The sequence below is a fragment of the Ferrimonas aestuarii genome (assembly GCF_005116665.1).
Classification (GTDB): domain Bacteria; phylum Pseudomonadota; class Gammaproteobacteria; order Enterobacterales; family Shewanellaceae; genus Ferrimonas; species Ferrimonas aestuarii.
The window spans coordinates 64,171-87,671 of record NZ_SWCJ01000020.1; the positions used below are offsets into that span (position 1 = coordinate 64,171).

A 23,501-nucleotide genomic window follows, 5' to 3' on the forward strand; every position below is an offset into this window, starting at 1 on the left:
TCTAGATTTAGAAAACCTACATCTGGTACTCAATGGTGAGCATCTGCTCATCAATGAGGCGGCGGGTGTAGTCGTGTTGCGGGTTGGCAAACACTTCGGTGGTTTTGCCCTGTTCGACGACTTTACCGTGTTTGAGCACGATAACCCGGTCGCTCATGTGCTTAACGGTGGCTAAGTCGTGAGACATCAGGATGTAGCTTAGGCTGCAGGTTTTTTGCAGCTCCAATAGCAGGTTAACGCATTGGGCGCGAAGGGAGGAATCCAGGCCTGAGAGCGCCTCATCGGAGATGATGATCTTTGGGTCCAGCATCAGTGCTCGGGCAATGGCCACCCGCTGACGCTGGCCGTGGGAGATCATATGAGGGTAGAACTCTTTGTGCTCACGCAGCAGGCCCACCTTCATCAGGATGTTTTCAATCGTGCGCTGGCGCTCAGCCTTATCTTGATTGGTGTTGAACTTCAGTGGCTCTTCCAGCAACTGGCCAATGCGCAATCTGGGATTCAGCGAGGTTGATGGATCTTGGAAGATCATCCGAATCAGTCGGCAGCGCTGCTTATAGTTGTGCATCTCAAGCAGTTCGCCATTTAAAAGAATTTCGCCCCCAGAGCGACGCTCTGCTCCCGCCAATATGCGTGCTAGGGTCGTGCGTCCAGAGCCAGCTTCACCCACAAACGCTAGGGTTTCATTGTGGTAGAGCTCGAATGAGATCGGCTCCAGAGCAACGTTGTATACCTTGCGAAATCTCTGGTAGCCCGCAGGGTAGCGCTTACTCAGCTGTTTGACTTCCAGTAGTGGCGTCATTCAGAGATCTCCTTCAGCGGGAAGTGGCAACGATAGGCGTGGCCATTCTTGGTGGCAATGCGGGGCTGAACCACGCACTCCTTACGTGCATAGGGGCATCGCGGCCCAAGGCGACAGCCGATGGGCAAGTGCGCCAAGGGCGGAATCATCCCTTCGAGGGTGTCCAGTGGGCTCTTTGGCAGCAGCGACATATTGGCGCTGGGCGTGGAGTACAATAGCGCCTTGGTATAGGGGTGCTTCGGCTTAGTAATCAGAGATTTCACCTTGCCGGATTCCATCAACTGGCCACAGTAAAGCACGCTCAATTTGTGGCTCCAGCGAGCCACGGAGTTCAGGTCGTGGCTGATCAGCAAAATGGCCACGTTTTTGGTTTGGTTGAGCTTAGACAGCAGGCGGAAAATCTGCGCCGCGGTGGCGGTTTCCAGACCTGTGGTGGGCTCATCTGCAATGAGCAGTTTTGGCCGGTGAGCGATGGCCATGGCGATCATCACCTTTTGTGCCAACCCTTCCGACAACTCCCAAGGAAAGCTGCGCATCACGTGGCGGTGGTCTTTGGCCCCTACTCGGTGCAACAGGCGGATGGCGTGCTCGCGGCGAACCTTATTGCGCTGCCAAAAGAAGGTGCCTTTGGGAACCGGCATCGCTTCCAGTAACTGGCTACCGATGCGCTTGGAGGGATCCAAACAGGAGGCGGGGTCTTGGAAGATCATCGCAATCTCACGCCCCATGAGCGCGCGGCGCTGCTTAACGGGCAGTGACATCAGATCTTCGCCACGCCAGTTTAGGCGATCCGCTTTCAGGCGGGTACGCTTATCGGTAATGCCCATGATCGCTTGAGTCAGCAGGCTTTTACCTGAGCCGGACTCTCCCACTAGGCCGTGGATCTCACCCTCCTGTAGGGTGAGGCTGAACTTATCTACCGCCACAACCCAGCCTTGAGGGGTGTTGAGTTCGATGGTGAGGTTTCGAATATCCAGTAAGTGCATTAGCGACGACCCTCTTGTAGGGCGTTACGTAGGCCATCGCCAACGATGTTGGCGGCCAGTACGCTAAACAGAATGGCCATGCCGGGCATGGTCACCGTCCAAGGGGCGGTGAGTACGTTGTCCAAGCCCTGTTCTACCATGGCCCCCCACTCAGGAGAGGGCGATTGAGAGCCCAGCCCCAAAAAGCCCAGTGCGGCGATGTCCAAAATGGCCACGGAAAAGGCCAGAGTGGTCTGTACGATCACCGTATTCCACAGGTTTGGCAGGATAGAGTCGTAGAACACCTGCCAATTGGATGCGCCATCGAGGCGGGCGGCCACCACATACTCTTTTTGCATCTCTTCGTGCACCGCGTTGTGGATTGCGCGCACAAAACGGGGGATCAGCGCCAGACCCACGGCCCAAATAACATTGAGCAGGCCAGGTCCTAAAACCGCAGCAAACAGAATCGCCAGTACCAGCGGTGGAGTGGACAGCAGGGTATCCAGCAGGTGACTAAGCACACTGGCTTTAAGGCCACGGGTGACTCCTGAGAGACTGCCGATGATAAAGCCGATCACCAAGGAGACGAACACCACGACCAAGGCGTAGCCAAAGGTCAGGTGGGCGCCGTGCAAAATTCGTGAGAACAGGTCTCGTCCCAGATCGTCGGTGCCAAGAAAATGCTCAACACTGCCGGCGTCGGCCCAAGATGGCGGCATCAGCAATGCATTGGGATCTTGATAGGATGCGGGGTATGGGGCGATGAAGGGACCGATGATGCTCACCGACACAATCAGCATCAGTGACCACAAGCCGATCAGGGCCAATGGGCTTTTGGTGAAGCTCTCCCAGATGCTCTGCCACAGGGAGGGGATCTTCTCTTCGAAATAGATGTTAAATTCGCCCATGGATCTCTTTCCGACTCACTGGGTTAAGCAGGGTGTGGATGATCTCCAACACGATGTTAAGCAGCACAATAAACAGTGAAATGGCCAGTACTCCAGCCTGCAGCGCGGTGTGATCCCCTTGCCTTAGGGCTGAAACCATATAGGCGCCGACACCGGGCCAGGAGAACAGCAGTTCCACAATAATGATGGCACTGGCGATGGGGCCTAACTGTAAGGATAACACTCGCAGCACCTGAGCCATGGCATTGGGGAGGGCGTGGTGAACCAACAGGTGGAAGCGGGAGATGCCTCGGGCTTCCAACGCTCGAATGTAGTTTTTGTCCAGCTCCTCATCCAAGGAGAAGCGGGTGATGCGAATAACAATGGTCAGAGGCAACAGCATGACTACGGAGATGGGCAAAATCAGGTGGGCCCATGCGTCCATCATGGCGGCGCTGCGCCACGGAGCGTCCGTCAGCCAGATGTCCACCAGCAGCAGTCCGGTGACCGAGGGCACTTCATAGATCAGGTTGATGCGGCCCGAAGCGGGAAGCCAATCCAGATTGACCCCAAAGGTGATGATCTGCAGTAGGCCTAGCCAAAATACCGGTACTGAAAACCCAAGTAGCGTCAGTGACATCACAATGCGCTGAATGGTCGGGTTGCGGCTAAGGCTGACAAGGGCACCAATGGGAATGCCGATAAGCAGCGCCATGATGACCGACATCATGCCGAGTTCGAGGGAGGCGGTAATCACTTGGGTCAGTTGCGGCCAAACGGGCTCCTGACTGGTCAGAGATACCCCGAAATCACCACTTAAGCGGGCTTTAACGTAGGCGAGATAGCCAAATACGGGGTTGGAGTCCAACTGGTACTGCTGATTAATCTGGGTGAGTTGGCTGCGGTTAGGATCGGCAATGCCCGACAAATTGCTGGCCAGCTCTCCAGGCAGCGCTAAGGTCACCGCATAGACCACGGCAAACAGCATCAAGCTGGTTAAGATAAACAGGTTTATGCGTCTAACGAGGAAGGTAAGCATTTAGTTGCTGGCCTCCACTTGTGAGAAATCGATGCCGCCAACAGCGGTAAGAATTGGCCCTTTCAGGCGCTGATCTTTGCCGAGGCTACGGGTGGCGTGAGCCAGAGGCAGCAGCGGCACCTGCTGCTGCAGATAAGACTCTAACTGCTGATACTGCAGGCGTCGTTGTCCCTGATCACCGGTGCGCCGAGCTTGGGTCAGCAGTTCGTCGAAGTTGGATGCACACCAGCGGCTGTGGTTGGTTCCCGACAGCATGCCATTACAGCTTAGCAGTGGAGTAAAGAAGTTATCCGGATCGTAGTTGTCTGCATTCCAGCCGAGCAGCACGGAATCGTGCTCGGCCTGACGCAGTTTTTGATTAAATAGGTTCCAGTCGTAGCTGACGATGTTCACCTTGACCCCAATCTGCGCTAGATCTTGCTGAATCAGTTCGGCAGTTTTGATGGCATTGGGGTTGTAGCTGCGGCTGAGGGTGGGTGCCCAGATGTCCAGTGTTAAGCCAGATACGCCAGCGTGCTCCAGCATCGCCTTGGCTAACTGTGGATTATGGGGCAGGGTAGCTCCTCGGCGCTGAAACGCCCAAGAGGACGGCGGCAGAAGACCCGACGCGGCGATCGCCTCTTCGTGATACACTGCTTTTAAGATCTTATCTCGATTGATGCCCATGGCCAGAGCTCGACGAACCTGAAGGTCATCAAATGGCGGTTTCTGGGTGTTAAACGCCCAATAGGCCACGTTAAATCCCGGTTGGCGCTCTAGCTTCAAGTCTTGATGATCTTGCACCAAGTTTTGTTGGCCCTGTTGAGGCAGCGCCGCCACATCACAATCGCCACCAATGAGTTTAATCATACGGCCAGTGGCATTGGGGGTGATATCGAAGATCAGTTGCTCTGACAGAGCGGGCTTATCGAAATAGTGGGGATGCTTTAAGAAGCGGATAAACTGGTTTTTCTTGTAGTCGCCGAGGCGATAGGGACCGGTACCAATAGGATCGAGATCGATGCGGTGCGTTTGCTGTTGTGCCAGCAGTTGTTCGCCGTACTCTGCCGATAAGATCACCGCAAAATCGGTAGCCAAGTTGGTTAGAAAGGTGGCATCCGGTTGCTTTAAAACAAAGTCGACTTGATATTCCGAACGCTTCTCGATGGCAACTAAGTTGTCCGCTAACTCAATGCTCTGAAAGAAGGGATATTGGCCATCGCCAACTTGGTGATAGGGGTGGCTGGCATCGATCAATCGCTGAAAACTGAACAGTACGTCGTCGGCGTTGAAATTGCGGCTGGGGGTAAAGTTGTCTGAGCTATGGAACTCGACGCCTCGACGTAGGGTAAAGCGGTAACGTCGGCCCTCATCCAGCGTTTGCCATTCGGTGGCTAACTCCGGTTTCAGTTGCCCTGAGTCGTTGTCGAACCCGAGAAGCTGGTTGTAGAGCGTCTTAGCGCTGGCGTCTAAGGTGCTGCTGGAGCTCACCCGCTGGGGGTTAAACAGGGTCGGGTTGGCTTCAGAGCAGTACACGAGACCGCGCTTCAGATCCGATTCGGGTTTGCTGCAACCAGGAACCAATAGGATCAACAGGGGCAGCAAGAAAGCTGGAAAATTGTTCATTGAATTAACTGGCGTTAATGCGATCCGGCTAGTGTATCAAAGCCAAACTCGACGATCATCACAGCAGTTCATACTTTTTCAGAATACCTCGCAACTGGTGGTAACTTAATCCCAACATCTCTGCGGTGCGTTTCTGATTGAACTGGCTCTCCTCTAGGCCCTGTTTTAACAGGTCAATCTCGAAGTTTTGTACCGTCTCTTTGTAATCTAAAGGTAGTGCTATTTTGCCATTGGCGGCGGGGGCAGACGACGGCGCGGTGGTATCGTTAATTTCCGGGGCGGGGTTAGCCACCGGCGTTGATTCCACTTGGCGGTCTTGGGTTTTTACGCGCTGCTGCGGACGCCAGGGGGATTCAAAGGGGTCGAGAATAATCTGATGCACTGGCAGGGCGTCGTTTTGGTGGCGATAGACGCTGCGCTCAACCACGTTCTTGAGTTCTCGAACGTTACCGGGCCAGTCAAACTCCAACAAGGTTTGTTTGGCCTTGCTGGTAAAGCCGGAGAACATCGACATCGACAACTGGCGTGCCATGTTGATGGCGAAATGCTCCGCCAACAGCAAAATGTCATCCACTCGCTCTCTTAGGGGGGGCAGAGTGATGACGTCGAACGCTAATCTGTCCAATAGATCGGCGCGAAACTCGCCGCTGTCTGCCAGCGCTGGCAGATCTTCGTTAGTCGCACAGATGAGGCGCACGTCGGTCTTGACGCTGCGAGCACCGCCGACACGCTCAAACTCACCATATTCAATCACCCGTAGCAGTTTCTCTTGAATCAGACCTGAGGTGTTGGCCAGCTCATCCAGAAACAAACTGCCTTTATGGGCCCGTTCAAAGCGGCCTTCATGGCGTTTACTGGCGCCGGTAAAGGCTCCGGACTCGTGACCGAACAGTTCACTTTCCAGCAGGCTTTCATTCAGAGCGGCGCAGTTTAGGGTGATGTAGGGCTGATCCCAACGCTGGGACAGAAAGTGCAAACGGTTAGCGATGAGCTCCTTACCGGTTCCACGTTCACCGATGATCAGCACCGGCTTATTCAGTGGCGCCGCTTGAGAGACGTGATCCAGTACCGCCAAGAAGGCGTTGGATTCTCCAATGAGGTTGTCTAGCTTGTTTGAGTTAGCCATCTGTCCTTGATGTGGTGGATTTTGCTAAATAGTGGTGGATTCCATAATAGGGACTAAATGCTGGAAAATAAAGCACTTGCGAGTTATTAATGAAATCAGACACTTAGATACAATAAAAACTTGGCACGTTTCCTGTAATAACTATGGCAAGAGGGCAATTTGGCAACTTTAGAGGAAATTGATTATGGGTATTTTTTCACGTTTTGCTGATATCGTTAATTCAAACATCAGCTCGCTGCTGGATAAAGCGGAAGATCCAGAAAAGATGGTACGTCTTATCATCCAAGAGATGGAAGACACCTTAGTTGAAGTTCGCTCCACCTCTGCAAAGATTCTAGCAGAGAAGAAAGAAGCGATTCGCCGTGTGGCTCGTGCTGAAAGCCACGTGGAAGAGTGGGGTAAGAAAGCCGAGCTGGCACTGAGCAAAGATCGTGAAGATCTGGCCAAGGCCGCGCTGATTGAGAAGGGCAAAGCTTCCGACCTGGTGGCAACCCTGAAGAACGAACTGGTGATCATTGAAGAGCAGATTGAACGCCTTAAGCAGGAGATCAATACCCTGCAAGAGAAGCTCAATGACGCACGAGCTCGCCAGAAGACCATCATCATGCGCAAGCAGACTGCCTCTTCCCGTTTGGACGTGAAGCGTCAACTGGACACTGGCAAGATCGACGAAGCCATGATGAAATTTGACCAATACGAGCGTCGCGTGGAAACCTTAGAAGCTGAGGTGGAAGCCCATGACCTGATGAAGCCAAAGAGTCTGGAAGACGAGTTCGCCGCTCTGGCTGCAGAAGAGAAGGTCAACGACGAGCTGGAACAGCTTAAGAAAAAGATGAAGAAGAAACAGGACTAAAGAGAGGCGCCAAATGGAAGAACTGTTAATTGCACCCTTAATAATCTTTACAGCTCTCGTGGCGCCCATCTGGTTGATTCTGCACTACCGCAGTAAAAAGCAGGTTTCTCAGGGCTTAAGCGATGAAGAGTTTCAGCATCTCAACGAGCTGCTGCAACGAGCCGATAAGATGAGCGACCGTATCGAAACCTTAGAGTCGATACTGGATCACGAATCACCGGAATGGAGGAGTAAACATGAACAATGACAAACGCCAGTTAGTGCGTCTTCCTAGCGAAGGTAAGGTAGCTGGGGTATGTGCCGGGATTGCTTACCACTTTAATTTCGAAGTTTGGCTGGTACGCATTATCACCCTGTCTGCGATTTTATTGACCGGTATCTTCAGCGTACCACTGCTGCTTTACATCGTAGCTTGGGTATTGCTGGATAAGGGGGAGACCACTCCCCAGCACAAGCCTCACGAGTTGAAGACCAAAGTTTGGCAGGCGGGAGACTCTCCCAAGACCGCCATGAAGGATGTCAGCACTCGTTTTCGTAATCTGGAACTGCGTCTGCGTCGACTGGAAAAGCACGTCACCTCAGATGCGTTTCACCTAAAGCGAGAAATTGACAACCTGTAACCCTCACCCAAACGCCCAACGCTATGTTGGGCGTTGCTACTAGCAAGCCTTTCATGAGTCGAATAAAACAGAGCTTTTCCCATCTTGGTCAGCAGATGGAGCAAGCGGTAAAACGGGGATTAGACCGTCACGTTCGTTTGGGCGTCACCGGCATCTCTGGCGCAGGCAAAACCGCATTTATTACCTCCTTGGTTAATCAGATTCTCAATGGCGAAAGCCAATTCCTTCCCGCCTGGCAAGTGCTTGAGCAGGGGCGTTTTCTCGGTGCCAAGCTCGCGCCACAGCCGGATCTGACCCTACAACCGTTTGATTACTCAGGGGCGGTGGGCAAACTTAAGCAGGGCCATTGGCCGCCATCGACCCACAGCATCAGTGAGATACGTTTGCTGCTTCGCTATCAACCCAGTAAAGGGCTGGCGGGGCAGTTTGGCCAGCCAATCACCTTAACGCTGGATATCATCGATTATCCGGGGGAATGGCTACTGGATCTGCCACTGCTGGGGCAGGAATATGCCCAGTGGTGCGCCGAAGTGTGGCCTGAGCTAAACCGAGGCGCTTGGCAGGAGCACAGTCGCAGTTGGTGCCAAAAGGTGAGGGCCCTTGAGGGCAACGAGGACAACAGTGTCATCAACGAGCTAGCCTCTGAATACGCCGAGCTGCTGAAAACCCTAAAACAGCAATATGGCGCCAGTTTGTTGCAGCCGGGTCGCGCGCTATTACCCGGCGAGCTGGCGGGCGCGCCAGCGCTGGCCTGGTTCCCGTTGCCACCGTCACTACTAGAGCGCTTAAGTGAGGAATCGCCACTGCGCCAAACCCTAAGCCAGCGTTTTAGCGCTTATTGTGATGAGGTAGTTGAACCTTTCTTTCGCCACTATTTCGCCAAATTGGACCGTCAAGTGGTGCTGGTGGATTGCCTGTCGGCACTCAATCATGGCCGTGACCAAACCGAGCAACTGGCGCTAACTCTGAGCCGCCTTAGCCACAGCTTCCATTATGGCCCCGGCTCAATGCTGACCCGATTGTTTCGACCTCGAATTGATAAGGTGCTGTTTGCCGCCAGTAAGGCGGACCACATCACCGCCGATCAGCAGCCCGCACTGCTGCAGTTGATGCACAGCCTGCTGAAAGAGAGCCGTCGTCAGCCGAAATATTTTGGTACCGAGATTGAAACCCTGGTGCTGAGCGCCATCAATGCCACCGAGCAAGCTAAGGTCAGCAGCGCTCAAAACCAAAGCGTGATTAAAGGGCGTGACCTTGATGGGCAATGGCGAGTTCGCTATCCAGGAGAAGTGCCACGGCGTTTGCCCGATGCCGACTTCTGGCAGCAGCAAGGGTTCGATTTCAGCGGCTTTATGCCACCGTTGTGGCAAGGGGATGAACCACTGCCGCAGATGCGGATGGACTATGCCATGCAGTTTTTACTGGGAGATAAGATGCGATGAGCAAGATTAAAGGTGCCCAGGAGTTTGAACTGGATCAGAGCCTAGAGCTAGAAGAGACGTCAACCCTGTTGGAGCAGGCAGACAGCATTGAACCGCCAAAGTCTACGCCTCGCCCTTGGCTTAAGTGGCTGGGCCTCAGTGTATTATTGCTATTGGCAACGGAAACCATCATCACCTTGATGGACGCTTGGCAGCGAGGGCCGTGGTTGTTTGCCCTCTACGGGGCTGCTTTTGGTGGCGCCATGGTGGCGCTGTTTGCTTTGGTGATTCGGGAATGGCGTCACCTACGCCAGCTTAAACGGCGAGAGCAGTTGTCGACGGATCTCTCCGATATTGCTCAAAGCCAGCAAATTGGCGGGCTTGAGCCCCACTTAAGTCAACTGCGGACCACACTGCCACAGTCCACCGAGGCGGATTGGCGCACCTTTGAGTCCAGAAGTCAGCCTCACCACAGTGATAGCGAGCGCTTACATCTGCTTGAGGTTGAGGTGCTGGCGCCATTGGATGAGCAAGCGCAGCGGATCATTGATAAATACTCAGCCCAAGCGGCGCTGATGCTGGCGGCCAGCCCGTTGGCCAGTCTGGATATGGCACTGATGTTGTGGCGTAACCAGAGAATGGTCGAGGAGCTGTCTCGGCTCTATGGGATTGAGCCTGGCTATCTGGGACGGGTATCGCTGGTGCGTGCCATGGTTCGCAACCTTATCTACGCCGGTGGCAGCGAACTGATGCTGGATCTGGGCGGGCAGATGCTGTCAGTGGAGCTTAGTGGCAAATTGTCTGCACGGGTAGCGCAAGGACTGGGGGCGGGCTTGCTAACGGCTCGTTTAGGCTATCAAGCCTTGGCCTTGACTCGGCCGGTGGCGCCGTCCTCTCCCAAACCTAAGCTGCTGACGCTGCAAAAACGTCTGCTTGGGGAGCTGGGGCAGTGGTCGGCGCAAGCGCTGAAGAGCCAGCTAAAGAGCGGTGATTTAAACAAGCGTTTGTAACATATCGATTACATCTTGGCGGAATCAATTTTCGCCAAACTCTGTTGCTTCCCCTGCGCTCCATTATGTTAGGAGGGATAACGACGCCCATAAAATAGACAACACCTAAACAATAATTGGGCGCAAGGGGAGTTAAGCACATGGATTCGAAACTGCATCCACAAACGGCAGCGATTCATGGAGGAAGAAGCCAGGAGCCGCAAGGTGCCTTGGTGTCGCCTCTGTACCAATCTGCAACCTTTGTGTTTGAAGACGTTAATACTGGAAGCCAACGCTTTGCTGGCGAGCAAAGCGGGCCAATCTACACCCGTTTGGGTAACCCGACTGTCGGGGAGTTTGAGCGGCGCATGGCCCACCTTGAGGGCAGCGACGGCGCCATCGCTTTTGCCAGTGGCATGGGCGCAGTGTCGGCGGTGTTATTGGGGCTGCTCAGTCAAGGTGATCACCTCATCGTGAACTGCTGCCTCTACGGCTGTACCCATAGCCTAGTGAGTGAGCAGTTGCCCCGCTTTGGCATTGAGGTGACTGCCATCGACTTTTCCGACAGCGCCGCTTTGGCGGATGCCATCCGCCCTAATACTAAGATGCTGCTGCTGGAAACGCCGGTGAATCCACATCTGGCGGTGTACGATCTTGATGAAGTGGCACAGATTGCTCGGGCTAATGATCTGATCTCAGTGGTCGACAACACCTTCATGACTCCGATGCTGCAGTTGCCTAAGCGCCATGGCATCGACATCGTGTTGCACAGTGCCACTAAGTTTTTAAACGGCCACGGCGATGTGATTGCCGGGGTGGTTTGTGCCGATGAGCCTTATCTGTCACAGCTTCGAGAGCGGTCTCTAAAAGATATCGGTGCGGTATTGTCGCCTCATGACGCTTGGCTGATTCTACGAGGCATGAAAACCTTAGGCATTCGCATGGAGCGTCACTGTGCCAGTGCTCAGCAAGTGGCGGAGTTTCTGGCTAAGCAGCCGCAAATCAGCAAGGTCTACTACCCAGGACTGGCCTGTCACCCAGGTTATGATCGCATTGGCCCGCAGATGAAAGCCGGTGGCGGAGTGATTGCCATTGAGCTAGATGCCTCGTTGGCGCTGGCGGTGGCCTTTGTTGAGCGCCTCAAGCTGTTTCAGATTGCGGTGAGCCTTGGTGACGCCGAGTCTTTAGTGCAGCATCCTGCCACCATGACCCACGCCACCTACGATGAAGTGCAGCGTCAAAAGGCAGGCATTAGCGATGGCTTGATTCGTTTCTCCATCGGTCTGGAGCATGTGGATGATATCTTGGCCGACCTAGCCCAAGCTTTTGAGGTATTAAGCCGAGAGCCTGCTCAAGAGGAGGTGCTATGAAGGGCACCCAATATCAAGCGCGACAGCCTGATGCCGACGGAGTGATCCATTATCCTGAAGCGGAGCATCAGATCTGGAGCGAGCTGGTGGCTCGGCAACTAACATGGTTGCCGGGGCGCGCCTGCAATGAATACCTCCAAGGGCTCGAGCGGCTCAATCTACCTCAGGACCGCATTCCCCAGCTCGCCGAAGTGGATGCGGTATTGATGGAAGCCACGGGCTGGCAAACCGCTCAGGTTCCGGCTCTGATCTCGTTTCAGCGATTCTTTGAACTGTTGGCAGATAAGCGCTTTCCGGTGGCGACCTTTATTCGTAGCCGTGATGAGTTTGACTACCTGCAAGAGCCGGATATCTTTCATGAGATCTTCGGCCACTGCCCGTTGTTGACCAACCCTGCTTTCGCTCATTTCACCCATACCTATGGCAAGCTAGGGCTGGCAGCTACGCCGCAGCAGCGGGTTTATCTGGCTCGCCTGTATTGGTTCACGGTGGAGTTTGGTCTGGTGCATACCCCTGAGGGGCTTAGAATCTACGGCGGCGGTATTTTGTCTTCTCCAGGGGAGACCAAGTATGCGCTGTCTGATGAGCCAGACCATCAAGATATGGCGGTGCTTGATGCACTGAGAACCCCCTATCGAATCGATATCATGCAGCCACACTATTTTGTACTCGATAGCATCGAGTCGCTGTTTGATATCGCAAAATTGGACTTAATGAGTTTAGTGTCTAAGGCGCAGCAACTGGGACTACACCCAGCCAAATTTGCCCCTAAGCACTGTGTTAGCGAATAAGGAAAATCAAATGACACAACTTTCAACCATGGAATGCGAAGCTTGCCAAGCTGGCGCCCCTCAAGTCACCGATCAAGAGCTGGCGGAGCTGATGGCACAGCTTCCCGATTGGAGTGCTCCGGTTCGTGATGGCGTGCTGCAGCTAGAGCGAGTATATAAATTTAAGAACTTTAAATTGGCGTGGGCGTTTTCCAATAAAGTCGCCGAGCTGGCGGAAGCGGAGTTCCATCATCCAGGCATCCTATTGGAGTGGGGTAAAGTGACCGTGACCTGGTGGACCCATGCCATCAACGGTTTGCATAAAAACGACTTTATCATGGCCGCCAAGACCGACCAGCTGTTGGATTAATCTGGGCGAACGTCATGTCACTAGGGCACCTTTGGGTGCCTTTTTTGTTGCTCAAGTTGTTTTAAGGCTACTCGCGCCAGCAACCAGCGCTCCGATTGAACTCAAGTTCGTCCCCCACAAGGCCAGCTTCTTAATGGCAGGGCATCAAACTGTAAATTACTCGATGAGTAAACCACCTGTTTAGAACTTGTGCTCTAGGCATTACAACGGCTTAGGTGGCGGGAAAGTTTGTAAAGAAATACTGACATCTATAGTGCAACTTCCCAGAACCGAGTATCATGCCCAAAAAATTACTAGGATGGGAAGCGATGCGCCTGGAAGTTAGCTGCGACGATCGAATCGGCTTGGCCCGAGAGATCTTAGAGGTGATGGAACAACATCAGCTCAATGTAAATGCCATTGATGCCGAGAGCCAAGGTTATGTCTATCTGCAGTTGCCGGAGCTCAGTTTTGAAGAGCTGAGTAAGCTACTTCCTATCTTAAGAAAAATCGATGCCGTTAAAGACGTGCGTACCGTGGCGTTCATGCCCTCCGAGCGGGAACATTACGCCCTAGAAACGCTGTTGCGTACATTGCCCGACGCGGTGCTCTCCATCGATACCAAATTGCGGGTCACCATGGCCAATGATTCTGCACTGTCGGTGATGGCCCATGAGCGTGATGAGGTGCTTAATCAGCCCATCAGTAATTGGGTAACCGGCTTTGGTTTCCAGCGCTGGATTCAATCTGAGCAGGTGCTACCGCAGGCGTGTCGAGTTCAAGTGCAAGGCAGTGATTATTTAGCCGAGATGTTTCCCATCACTTTGCCGGAAGAGTCCGGTGATGGCTTAGCCCTTGCTGGGGCGGTAGTGCTGCTTAAATCGCCTTCTCGTGTCGGCAAACAGTTCAATGCCCTTCGTAATGAGATTGAAGGTTTTGACACCGTGCTGGCGCAAAGCGACAAGATGCAGGCGGTGTTAGAGCAAGCCAAGCGCATGGCTCAACTGGAAGCACCGCTGCTGATCAGCGGTGAAACCGGCACCGGTAAAGAGCTGATGGCCAGAGCCTGTCACGATGCCAGCTTGCGTAAAGACAAATCGTTTGTGGTGATCAACTGCGCTTCACTGCCAGACAGTGTGGCGGAGAGTGAGCTGTTTGGTTTTGCCTCAGCCCCTGGGCAACCGGTGAAGAAGGGGGTTATCGAACAGGCCAATGGAGGCACCATTTTCCTTGATGAAGTGGCAGACATGTCGCCACAGCTGCAAGTGAAGCTGCTGCGTTTTATTCAAGATGGTTGCTTCCGCCGCGTGGGGGATGACGAAGAGATTCGTGTCGACGTTCGCATCATCTGTGCCAGTCAGAAGGACCTGTCGGATCTGTGCCAGCAGGGCAAGTTTCGTGAAGATCTCTATTACCGCATCAATGTCCTTAATCTGTTGATTCCGCCTCTGCGGGAGCGCGTGATGGACATTGTGCCGTTGGCGGAGTTATTCCTTGAACACTACAGTCAGCAGTTGGTCAGCCCAGCGAGGCAGCTCTCTGCTGAGTGCCGTGAGTACGTGCGTAACTACGCTTGGCCGGGTAACGTGCGCCAACTGAAAAACTCCATCTTCCGTGCCGTCTCCATGGCCACTGGGGTGCGCGAAGTGACCTCTGAAGATCTGCGTTTGCCCGCATGGAGCGAGAATTTTGGTTATTTTGATCAAGAGTTTGAAGGATCTTTGGATCAAGCGGTAAAACAGTTTGAATCCAGCTTGCTGCGCCGCCTCTATCCCGCCTACCCAAGCACCCGCCAATTGGCCAAAAAATTGGGCGTTTCCCATACTGCAATCGCCAATAAATTGCGCGAATATGGTATTGGTAAAAAGCGTAAGTAATTGACCATAAACCGATAAAATAAAGATGTAAACCAATTGTGACAACCGCACCTGCGGTTGTCTTCAGTGTGATCTGTATCACTGGTTAAGCTTCTCTGTTAGCGTTGAGAATCGACTCATCGCCGCACTTTTTCGGCCACAAACCTCCATTTAGAGAGGCGGCTGCGGTGTAAAAAGACAGGGAGAACCTTTATGAACGCTACGGATTACAACCCTCTTGGTACCGACGGATTTGAGTTCGTCGAGTACACCGCCCCCAACGCCGATGGCATCAATGACCTAAAGCAGTTATTTGGCTTACTTGGCTTCACTGAAGTGGCTCAGCACCGCAGTAAGCGAGCTTGGCTGTATCGTCAGGGCGACATCAACTTTATCGTGAACTCTGAGCCTCACTCTCAAGCCGAAGCGTTTGCGAAGCTCCACGGCCCATCGGTGTGCGGTATGGCCTGGCGAGTTCAAGATGCTGGTAAGGCGCTGAATCATGCCTTAGAAAACGGTGCCGAACGATTCGAAGGCAACATTGGCCCGATGGAGTTAAACATTCCAGCGGTTAAAGGCATTGGCGAATCGACCCTGTACTTCGTTGATCGCTATGGTGAGCGCAATATCTATGAAGTGGACTTTGTGTTCTACCCAGACTGGCAGCAGCGCCTTGCGGCCAATGACAAGGGCCTGTTTGAGATTGATCATCTCACCCACAATGTGTTCCAGGGCAACATGAACAAGTGGGCGGGCTTCTACGAGCGCATCGGTAATTTCCGCGAGATTCGTTATTTTGATATCGAAGGCAAATTGACTGGCCTAGTCAGTCGTGCCATGACCGGCCCATGCGGCAAGATTCGCATTCCCATTAATGAATCTTCAGACGATAAGTCTCAGATTGAAGAGTATCTGCGTGAGTACCAAGGTGAGGGCATTCAGCACATCGCCATGACCACCGAGGATATCTACAAGACCGTTGCCGATCTGCGTGCTGGCGGCATGGACTTTATGCCTACTCCAGATACCTATTATGAAAAGATCGATCAGCGCGTTGAAGGGCATACCGAAGACGTGGAGCGCCTGAAAGAGCAGCGCATTCTGATTGACGGTGCGCCGATGAAAGATGGCATTTTGCTGCAGATCTTTACCCAGACCGTGATTGGCCCAGTGTTCTTCGAGATCATCCAGCGTAAAGGCAACGAAGGCTTTGGCGAAGGTAACTTCAAGGCGCTGTTTGAGTCTATCGAAGAGGATCAGATCCGCCGCGGCGTACTGTAATCATAGTGCGGGAGGGCGTTGCTCTCCTGCCGTTTTCTGGGGGTAATCTATGCGTAAATGGATAAGCTTTCCGCATAAAGAGGGGCAGATCTCTCGACAAGCCCATGCGGATCTACCTGAGCAGGCGATCTACGAACGAGAAGCGGGTCGCTCCGGCTTCTTTGGCCCTGCGGCACACTTTCATCATCAGCATCCACCGACCGGTTGGAGCGAGTGGCAAGGGCCGCTTCGTCCTCGAGCCATCGACCTCAATCTGCAGAATGAGCGCAGTGACCTGCCTTGGTTAACGCCAGCGTTTCTGCACAATCACCACTGTCAGATGCGCTTGTGGCAACTTGACCAACATATGACGGAGCTGATGCGTAATGCCGATGGCGATGAGCTGTTGTTCATCCACGAAGGTCGGGCTGAGCTCTACTGTGACTACGGCCATTTAACGCTGGAAACCGGAGATTATCTGGTGATTCCACGCTCCACCATGTGGCGCCTTGAGGTCATTGAACCACTAAAAATCTTAATGGTTGAAGCCACCAACGACAGTTTCCAACTGCCAGATAAAGGCATTGTGGGGCCTCACGCCATCTTTGATCCAGCGATGTTGGATGTGCCTAAGATTGATGATGAATTCTTGGCTCAGCAGGGTGAAACCCCATGGGGGGTTAATATCAAGCGGCTTGGGCAGATGTCCAAGGTCAGTTACCCCTTTAACCCGCTCGATGCCATTGGTTGGCATGGGGATTTGGCACCGGTTCGCATTAACTGGCGCGACATCCGCCCTCTGATGAGCCACCGGTATCACCTACCGCCGTCGGCGCACACCACTTTTGTGGCCAGTCGTTTTGTGGTCTGTACCTTTGTGCCGCGCCCCATAGAAAGCGATCCCGGTGCGCTGAAAGTGCCGTTTTATCACAACAATGATGATTTTGATGAGGTGCTGTTTTATCACGCTGGCGATTTCTTTAGTCGTGACAACATCGAGGCGGGCATGGTGACTTTCCACCCCTGCGGCTTCACCCATGGGCCTCACCCTAAAGCGTTCGAGGCTGGACTGGCCCACAAGAAGAAATTTACCGATGAGGTGGCGGTGATGGTGGATACCCGAGATCCATTGGAACTGTCAGAGCAGGCCAGCGCTTTGGAAAATCTGGATTACGCCAACAGTTGGCAAGTGAAAGCATAAGGATGTAACCAATGAAATTGGCAACCAAGAATAATGGCAGCCGTGATGGCGAGTTAATGCTGGTCAGTCGTGACCTGAGCCAGGCGGTCAGCGCGGCAGACATCTGCCCAACGTTACAAGCGGCATTGGATAACTGGGACGAGCTTCAACCTAAGCTCGAAGCCCGTTATCAACAGCTAAATGACGGCCAATGTAATGGTGCGTTTGAGTTTGATCAAAAGATGTGTCACTCGCCACTGCCTCGCGCCTACCATTGGGTGGATGGCAGCGCTTACGTGAATCACGTTGAACTGGTGCGCAAGGCCAGAGGTGCCGAGATGCCTGAATCGTTCTGGACCGACCCTTTGGTGTATCAGGGCGGCTCAGACACCTTTTTGGCACCGTTTGAAGAGATTAAGATGCCCACCACCGACTGGGGCGTCGACTTTGAGTCGGAAATTGCGGTGATCACTGACGATGTGCCCATGGGTGTAACGGCTGAGCAAGCGCAAGGACACATTAAGCTGTTGATGCTGGTTAACGATGTGTCGCTGCGAAACTTAATTCCCGGTGAGCTGGCCAAAGGATTTGGTTTTTATCAGTCCAAACCCTCCAGTGCCTTTTCTCCCGTGGCCATCACTCCCGATGAGCTAGGCGAGTCCTGGAAAGAGGGTAAGGTGCACCTGCCACTGGTTACACACCTAAATGGTGAGTGTTTTGGTCGACCCGATGCCGGCGTTGACATGACCTTCAACTTCCCCACCTTGGTGGCCCACGCGGCGAAAAGCCGACCCTTAGGCACTGGCTGCATTATCGGCTCGGGAACCGTCTCCAATTATGACCGCAGCGCTGGTTCTTCCTGCTTGGCAGAAAAGCGGATGCTGGAGACCATTGAGCATGGCAAACCATTGACTCCATTCATGCAATTTGACGATATCGTGCGAATTGAAATGTTCGATTTAAGGCAAAACTCCATTTTTGGTGCTATAGAACAAAGACTGGTTAAGTCTTAGGGAGTTTGCATTGGCAATGCTTAAATTGTATGGATACTGGCGATCCAGTGCTGCTTATCGCGTTCGTATCGCGTGTGCACTCAAGCAGTTGGATTATGAGAACGTCTCGGTTCACTTAGTGAAAGATGGTGGGCAGCAGCACCTACCGAGTTATGGGATGCTCAACCCCAACCATCTGGTACCGACGCTTCAGGACGGCGATCTGTTACTCAATCAATCCATGGCGATCATTGAGTATCTGGATGAAGCCTACCCAGAACCGGCGCTGTTACCGGCAGAGCCAACTCAGCGTGCAAAGGTTCGTGCCATGGCACAGAATCTGGCAGTGGATTGTCATCCTCTCAATAACCTTCGCGTACTCAAGTATCTCTCGTCGGAGCTTAATTTGGATGATGAGGCGAAAAATCGCTGGTATCACCACTGGGTGAAAACCGCCTTTAAAGGGTTTGAGTTGCAGTTGGAGGGAACGTCTGGATTGTTTTGTGTTGGAGACCAAGTCACCATGGCGGACGTCTGTCTGGTGCCACAGGTTTACAATGCAGAGCGGTTTGGGGTGCCAATGCAGGACTACCCACTCATCAATGGCATTGTTAGGCGTTGTCGACAGTTAACTGCTTTCGCGGAAGCGGCGCCGGAAAATCAACCGGACGCCGTGATTTCCTAACCTCGTAAGGCTCTGTTAACCCAGAGCCTTATTGGTTTCACGCTGTTCCAGTAGGAAGTCTAGGAAGGTGCGGTCGGCCTGAGTCAAGGCGCGTCCGCGTTTCCAAGCTACGTGCAGATCCATAAACAGTGGCTCAGCGAAAGACACCGCTTTGATTTGCGGATCGTCCTGAACAACCATCTTCAGTACCGTGGTAATCGCAAATCCTTGACGCACAATGGAGCGGATCAGCTCAATCAAGTTGGTTTCAAAGGCCAGTTGCGGCTCAAGGTTATGGGCCTTGGCCAACTGATCCATGCGCTCACGGTGGTAATAACCACGCTTGAACATCACCAGTTCGTGCTTCATAAAGTCAGTGAACTCGATGGAGTCCAGCTCAGCCAGAGGGTGATCTAGGCTGCAAGCGACGATCATCTCCTCTTTGGTCAGAGGGATGGTTTCCAGTGTTGGCTGGGTGTCTCCGTCAATCACAATACCGATATCGATCTCATCTCGTTCAATCATCGCTTGAATTTCACGAGTACCCGCTTCAATCAGAGACAGCTTTAGCTCTGGATATCTGTGGTGGAACGCCATCAGCAGTGCAGGGAAGTAGTAGGAACCGATCATGCCGGGAAGTGCGATACGAACTTCTCCTCGACCCAATTGCTGCAGGCGATTCATGGCCGATTCCGCCAGCTCAACCCGCCCCAGAATCTCTTTGGCATGGGGCAGCAGCTCCTGACCTTCGGCGGTCAGTTGAACGCGCTTGTCTTGGCGGTGGAGTAAAACCAGGCCGAGTTCGGTCTCCAGTTTCTTAATGGCAGTACTGACTGCTGGCTGGGCTACACCCAAGATGCGGGCTGCCCGTGTGAAACTGCTCTGTTCGGCGACGGTAACAAAATTGCGTAACTGGCGTAGGTCCATAAGGAATTCTTGTAATTTTGAGGATTTAATATCGATGTTTTATTACTATGCCAAAGAAATCTGAACTCGCCTATAGAATTTTCACTCTAGGGCTAAAAAAGGAGTTAAGCGTTATGAATCGTGACTGGGAGTGGCTAAAACAACAGTTTGCGGCTATTTCGCGCCTAGAGCATGCCTTCGCTCTCATGGAGTGGGATCAGGCCACCCTGTTGGCGTCCGGTGGCCAGCGAGCTCGCGGCGAGGCGATGGCCGAACTGCAGTTGGTGATTAATCAGCGACTGCAAAGCCCCAAGCTTGAAGATGCCTTAAGCCGAGCGGAAACGGCGCTGTCGTTAGAGCAAAAGCGTATGGCTCAGTTGATGCGCCGTAAAATAGAGGAGGCGGCGGTGTTGGAGGATGACTTCGTTCGCCGTCGAATTGAGCTGTCCGTTGCCTGTGAAAGTGCGTGGCGCACCGCGCGCGTTGAAGGCGACTTTACTCGATTTGAACGTGCCTTTGCTCCTTGCCTTGCCCTACTTAAGGAGGAGGCGCAAATACGCCGAACCGATCAATCTCAGCCTCTGTATCAGGCGTTGTTGAATAAGTTTGAGCCGGATTTGAGTGTGGCCAAGCTGGATGAGCTGTTTGCTCCGCTTAAAGCCCAGTTGCCTGATTTGATTCGTCAGGCCAGTGAGCACAGTGCTGGGCGATCCCGTCAACCTTTGCCTCATGTGGATGCTGTCAAGCAGCAAAAATTGGCTCAACTGCTATTGAAACCTTTAGGTTTCAATACGGAGCGAGGGCGGCTGGACATAAGCAGTCATCCTTTTACCGCGGGCGTGGCCAGCGATGTGCGCATTACCTCCCGATACGATGAGACCAATCCGCTTTCTGGTTTGTACTCGTTGATTCATGAACTTGGTCATGGCTGTTTCGAGCAGGGCATAGCCCATCGCTGGTACAACACGCCAATGGTAAAAGTGCAATCAGCGGCGCTGCACGAATCTCAAGCTCTAACCTTTGAGATGCAGCTGGCCAGAGAGGCGGACTTTATTGAGTGGTTATCGGAAAATTGCCAGTTCCACTGGGGAGAGAATTCAGCACTGAGCGCTGAAAACCTGCTGGCTCACGTCACCGAAGTTAAGCCGAGCTTGATTCGTGTGGAGGCCGATGAGGTGACCTATCCGGCGCACATTTTGCTGCGTTATGAGCTTGAGACGGCGATGTTGTCCGGTGATCTGCCTCTGTCTGAACTTCCTAGTGCGTGGAATGAAGGCATGCAGAAGTGGTTGGGAATACAACCGGAGTCACCGGCGCAAGGGTGTTTGCAGGATATCCACTGGTGCTTTGGTGAATTTGGCTATTTCCCAAGCTACACCCTTGGAGCCATGTTCGCGGCCCAGCTTACCGAGCAGTGGAAATCGGCGCCTCAGTGGCAGCAGTTGCCTATGGAACGTCACCAATGGGTGAGCGAGCAGTTGGCGCAAAAACTGTGGAGTACTGGCGGTCAATATGATCTGTTGTCAGGCTGTCAGGCGCTAACGGGGACAACGTTGTCAGCACAGTCGCTGCTCTCCCATTTAAAACGCCGCTATCTGTAGCGTGCTTGATGGCTGAAACGGGGCTTTGGGGGAACTCAAAGCCCTTTTTGATTTTAATTGGTGGCCGCCACTTGAGATTTTGATTGGGCTTGTCGCCAAAATAGTGCGGCGGCGACGACACAAAGCAGTGAGCTCAGTAGCAATACCAGGCGGGTATCAATCAGCGCCAAGGCGGCACCGAGCAGTGCGATAATCACATTGCCCAAACAGAATACTGTGGTGAGCAGCCCCATCAGCTGTCCCTGCCCATCATCGCTTGAGGCCGATTCGGATAGGTAGCTAGGCATCATCGCGTTGAACAGTGCAATGCCGATTCCTGCGACCACAAAGGCCGCCCAAAACGACACTTGTCCATAGGGAAAACTCGCGATGGCACCGGCATAGAGGGCGATTCCAACAACAGCGGCAGGAACTAATCCTAGGGCTCGTTTGGCCTTCATGGTGAGCAATGTGGCCGTTGCGATCATTGAGGCGGTCAGCAGCACCGTCGCAGCAGCAATCTGCTGACTGTCATAGGATTGATACTCGACTAGCCACACAGGATAGAACTCATAGAAGCCATTAAGACCAAGCATTAGCAGCAAGTAACAGCCGAAAAAGCGTCGATACTGAGGGTGCTTGAGAAGACCTAGACTGCCTCCTTTCTTCTGCTCTCCATTGGGCTGATCTTTTGGCAGAGCAATCAGAATTAACCCTGTAGCGGCAAGGCAAGCCGCTGCCGCCACCCAAAATGCCAAGCTTGCTCCAAGGGGCAATAGCATTCCTCCGACGACAGGGCCAACTAAATATCCGGCGTAGCCCATGGCGCTGATATAGGAAAACGCTCGGGTGCGATCAATTTTTGGGTGCAGATCCGCAGCGATGGCTCGTGCTATGGCCAGATTTCCTTCGAAGAAGCCGGTAAATAAACGGCTAAAGATGAACAACAGAAAGCTACCTTGGCTGATCGCCATGGCGGTTGCAGCGTATGAAATGGCGGCCCCTAACATGGTCCAGCTCAGCACGGTTTTTCGGCCCAGGCTGTCTGACCAACTGCCAATGTAGTTACCGCCGATCAGAATGCCTATGGGGTAGGTTGCTAGTGCTGCTCCGAGCAAGAGTTTGGGGTCAATGGACATGAATCGACTCACTGGGTGCGCCAAATCGAGAAACAGGGGAGCAAGAATCGGGTAGGGAAGCGCAATGCCACTGACGCTGATCAGTGTGATCAGTAGGGTAATTGCAAATGTGTAATAAGGGCGCGCGTCCATACCTGACCTTTATATAAATAATTTTGTTTATATATTAGGCTCGGTAAGAACTCGAAGTAAAGTACGATTCTACTTTTGCACGCGGTCGAAGATCTCAAGCATGGAGTCTGTAGGAATAAGATCCAGGTGCCCAGCTTCATCGAAACACCATCCTTTGATGTAGCCTTGAGCCCGCATCTTCTGGAAGTTTTCCAGAATCACCGCAGCTTCGGCATCGGCGCTGGCGTTATCAAGCCCCTGAGTGTGGCGCAGATACTCAGCGATACTGTCTACTGATGCAGATTGAGAAATATTGGCCATGTTGAACTCCCTACTTACCGACGTTAGGCCATCAAGTTAAACCTAGTACGAAACAGAGCGGCGAGTGGATGAAATTTTTGCGGGTGATTTTGGCTTGGGATCAAATCGCAGTTTGGTATGACGGCAGGTGTTCAGCGCCTATGAGGTACTAAGAAATGTCTTTGATGACTAGAAATCAAAAAAGCGAACCCCGAAGGATTCGCTTTTTCTAAAGGTGGTGGGCGATACCGGGCTTGAACCAGTGACCCCCTGCTTGTAAGGCAGGTGCTCTCCCAACTGAGCTAATCGCCCACAGCAAGCTGTGGTGACAAATGGTTTTTTGAACCACTTATCGAAGTAAGTGGTGGGCGATACCGGGCTTGAACCAGTGACCCCCTGCTTGTAAGGCAGGTGCTCTCCCAACTGAGCTAATCGCCCACAGCAAACTGTGGTGATAAATGGCTATTTGAACCACTTATCGAAGTAAGTGGTGGGCGATACCGGGCTTGAACCAGTGACCCCCTGCTTGTAAGGCAGGTGCTCTCCCAACTGAGCTAATCGCCCACAGCAAACTGTGGTGATAAATGGCTATTTGAACCACTTATCGAAGTAAGTGGTGGGCGATACCGGGCTTGAACCAGTGACCCCCTGCTTGTAAGGCAGGTGCTCTCCCAACTGAGCTAATCGCCCACAGCAAACTGTGGTGATAAATGG

The 23,501-nt window shown here is 53.0% G+C and carries 23 protein-coding genes and 4 tRNA genes; 14 read left to right on the plus strand and 13 right to left on the minus strand.

The features are described 5' to 3' along the window. Nucleotides 1-16 precede the first annotated feature (16 nt). From FCL42_RS18675 to pspF, 6 genes are read right to left on the minus strand one after another with little or no spacing between them, the layout of a single operon-like run. Nucleotides 17-802: an ATP-binding cassette domain-containing protein gene (locus FCL42_RS18675; protein ID WP_136864954.1), complete on the minus strand. Its 786-nt coding sequence runs from the start codon at nt 800-802 to the stop codon at nt 17-19. Continuing rightward, entirely contained in the window at nt 799-1,788 is a 990-nt protein-coding gene (locus FCL42_RS18680; RefSeq protein ID WP_136864955.1) for a peptide ABC transporter ATP-binding protein, read from the minus strand. The genes FCL42_RS18675 and FCL42_RS18680 overlap by 4 nt, the downstream gene beginning before the upstream one ends. Continuing rightward, entirely contained in the window at nt 1,788-2,678 is an 891-nt protein-coding gene (locus tag FCL42_RS18685) for an ABC transporter permease subunit (RefSeq protein ID WP_136864956.1), read from the minus strand. The genes FCL42_RS18680 and FCL42_RS18685 overlap by 1 nt, the downstream gene beginning before the upstream one ends. Next, complete coding sequence (locus FCL42_RS18690) at nt 2,665-3,696, minus strand: ABC transporter permease subunit (protein ID WP_136864957.1); 1,032 nt, start codon at nt 3,694-3,696, stop codon at nt 2,665-2,667. The genes FCL42_RS18685 and FCL42_RS18690 overlap by 14 nt, the downstream gene beginning before the upstream one ends. After that, nucleotides 3,697-5,301, minus strand: coding sequence for an ABC transporter substrate-binding protein (locus FCL42_RS18695; protein WP_136864958.1), 1,605 nt, complete (start codon nt 5,299-5,301; stop codon nt 3,697-3,699). Nucleotides 5,302-5,359: 58 nt separating this feature from the next. Continuing rightward, complete coding sequence (gene pspF, locus FCL42_RS18700; RefSeq protein ID WP_136864959.1) at nt 5,360-6,427, minus strand: phage shock protein operon transcriptional activator; 1,068 nt, start codon at nt 6,425-6,427, stop codon at nt 5,360-5,362. Between the two features lie 184 nt (nt 6,428-6,611). Here pspF and pspA point away from each other — a divergent pair, with 184 nt between their 5' ends. The 13 genes from pspA (at nt 6,612) to maiA (ending at nt 18,772) form a co-directional block, all read left to right on the plus strand. Next, nucleotides 6,612-7,280: a phage shock protein PspA gene (pspA, locus tag FCL42_RS18705; RefSeq protein WP_136864960.1), complete on the plus strand. Its 669-nt coding sequence runs from the start codon at nt 6,612-6,614 to the stop codon at nt 7,278-7,280. Between the two features lie 13 nt (nt 7,281-7,293). Then, on the plus strand, nt 7,294-7,527 hold the full coding sequence (gene pspB, locus FCL42_RS18710; protein WP_136864961.1) for an envelope stress response membrane protein PspB: 234 nt from the start codon (nt 7,294-7,296) through the stop codon (nt 7,525-7,527). Continuing rightward, nucleotides 7,517-7,900, plus strand: a complete 384-nt coding sequence (pspC, locus tag FCL42_RS18715) for an envelope stress response membrane protein PspC (protein WP_136864962.1) — start codon at nt 7,517-7,519, stop codon at nt 7,898-7,900. The genes pspB and pspC overlap by 11 nt, the downstream gene beginning before the upstream one ends. A gap of 53 nt (nt 7,901-7,953) precedes the next feature. Continuing rightward, entirely contained in the window at nt 7,954-9,342 is a 1,389-nt protein-coding gene (locus tag FCL42_RS18720) for a YcjX family GTP-binding protein (RefSeq protein ID WP_169308454.1), read from the plus strand. Beyond that, nucleotides 9,339-10,331: a TIGR01620 family protein gene (locus FCL42_RS18725; protein WP_136864964.1), complete on the plus strand. Its 993-nt coding sequence runs from the start codon at nt 9,339-9,341 to the stop codon at nt 10,329-10,331. Before FCL42_RS18720 ends, FCL42_RS18725 begins: the two co-directional genes overlap by 4 nt. A gap of 140 nt (nt 10,332-10,471) precedes the next feature. Then, complete coding sequence (locus FCL42_RS18730; protein WP_136864965.1) at nt 10,472-11,680, plus strand: trans-sulfuration enzyme family protein; 1,209 nt, start codon at nt 10,472-10,474, stop codon at nt 11,678-11,680. Beyond that, a complete protein-coding gene (phhA, locus tag FCL42_RS18735; protein WP_136864966.1) occupies nt 11,677-12,471 on the plus strand; it encodes a phenylalanine 4-monooxygenase in 795 nt (264 codons plus the stop codon). The genes FCL42_RS18730 and phhA overlap by 4 nt, the downstream gene beginning before the upstream one ends. Before the next feature lie 10 nt (nt 12,472-12,481). After that, nucleotides 12,482-12,820: a 4a-hydroxytetrahydrobiopterin dehydratase gene (locus FCL42_RS18740; RefSeq protein WP_136864967.1), complete on the plus strand. Its 339-nt coding sequence runs from the start codon at nt 12,482-12,484 to the stop codon at nt 12,818-12,820. A 308-nt stretch (nt 12,821-13,128) separates the two neighbouring features. Continuing rightward, nucleotides 13,129-14,676 (plus strand): transcriptional regulator TyrR, encoded by a 1,548-nt coding sequence (tyrR, locus tag FCL42_RS18745; protein WP_136864968.1) that lies wholly within the window; start codon nt 13,129-13,131, stop codon nt 14,674-14,676. Nucleotides 14,677-14,868: 192 nt separating this feature from the next. Continuing rightward, nucleotides 14,869-15,936, plus strand: a complete 1,068-nt coding sequence (gene hppD / locus FCL42_RS18750) for a 4-hydroxyphenylpyruvate dioxygenase (protein WP_136864969.1) — start codon at nt 14,869-14,871, stop codon at nt 15,934-15,936. 49 nt (nt 15,937-15,985) lie between these two features. Further along, nucleotides 15,986-17,116: a homogentisate 1,2-dioxygenase gene (locus FCL42_RS18755; protein WP_136864970.1), complete on the plus strand. Its 1,131-nt coding sequence runs from the start codon at nt 15,986-15,988 to the stop codon at nt 17,114-17,116. 11 nt (nt 17,117-17,127) lie between these two features. Further along, on the plus strand, nt 17,128-18,108 hold the full coding sequence (locus tag FCL42_RS18760) for a fumarylacetoacetate hydrolase family protein (RefSeq protein ID WP_136864971.1): 981 nt from the start codon (nt 17,128-17,130) through the stop codon (nt 18,106-18,108). Nucleotides 18,109-18,124: 16 nt separating this feature from the next. Beyond that, nucleotides 18,125-18,772 (plus strand): maleylacetoacetate isomerase, encoded by a 648-nt coding sequence (gene maiA / locus FCL42_RS18765; RefSeq protein ID WP_136864972.1) that lies wholly within the window; start codon nt 18,125-18,127, stop codon nt 18,770-18,772. 15 nt (nt 18,773-18,787) lie between these two features. On the opposite strand, the gene FCL42_RS18770 is transcribed toward maiA, so the two are convergent. After that, nucleotides 18,788-19,678, minus strand: coding sequence for a LysR family transcriptional regulator (locus FCL42_RS18770; protein WP_136864973.1), 891 nt, complete (start codon nt 19,676-19,678; stop codon nt 18,788-18,790). Between the two features lie 113 nt (nt 19,679-19,791). Here FCL42_RS18770 and FCL42_RS18775 point away from each other — a divergent pair, with 113 nt between their 5' ends. Next, nucleotides 19,792-21,258 (plus strand): carboxypeptidase M32, encoded by a 1,467-nt coding sequence (locus tag FCL42_RS18775; RefSeq protein WP_169308455.1) that lies wholly within the window; start codon nt 19,792-19,794, stop codon nt 21,256-21,258. A 53-nt stretch (nt 21,259-21,311) separates the two neighbouring features. Here FCL42_RS18775 and FCL42_RS18780 read toward each other — a convergent pair whose 3' ends face one another. From FCL42_RS18780 to FCL42_RS18805, 6 genes are all read right to left on the minus strand, one after another. Beyond that, nucleotides 21,312-22,508 carry an MFS transporter gene (locus tag FCL42_RS18780; RefSeq protein WP_136864975.1) on the minus strand — a complete coding sequence of 399 codons (1,197 nt, stop codon included), beginning with the start codon at nt 22,506-22,508 and terminating at the stop codon, nt 21,312-21,314. A gap of 69 nt (nt 22,509-22,577) precedes the next feature. Beyond that, nucleotides 22,578-22,808 carry a hypothetical protein gene (locus FCL42_RS18785; protein WP_136864976.1) on the minus strand — a complete coding sequence of 77 codons (231 nt, stop codon included), beginning with the start codon at nt 22,806-22,808 and terminating at the stop codon, nt 22,578-22,580. 215 nt (nt 22,809-23,023) lie between these two features. Continuing rightward, nucleotides 23,024-23,099, minus strand: a tRNA-Val gene (locus FCL42_RS18790). A 50-nt stretch (nt 23,100-23,149) separates the two neighbouring features. Further along, nucleotides 23,150-23,225, minus strand: a tRNA-Val gene (locus FCL42_RS18795). 50 nt (nt 23,226-23,275) lie between these two features. Further along, nucleotides 23,276-23,351, minus strand: a tRNA-Val gene (locus tag FCL42_RS18800). A gap of 50 nt (nt 23,352-23,401) precedes the next feature. Continuing rightward, a tRNA-Val gene (locus FCL42_RS18805) sits at nt 23,402-23,477 on the minus strand. Nucleotides 23,478-23,501: the final 24 nt, after the last annotated feature.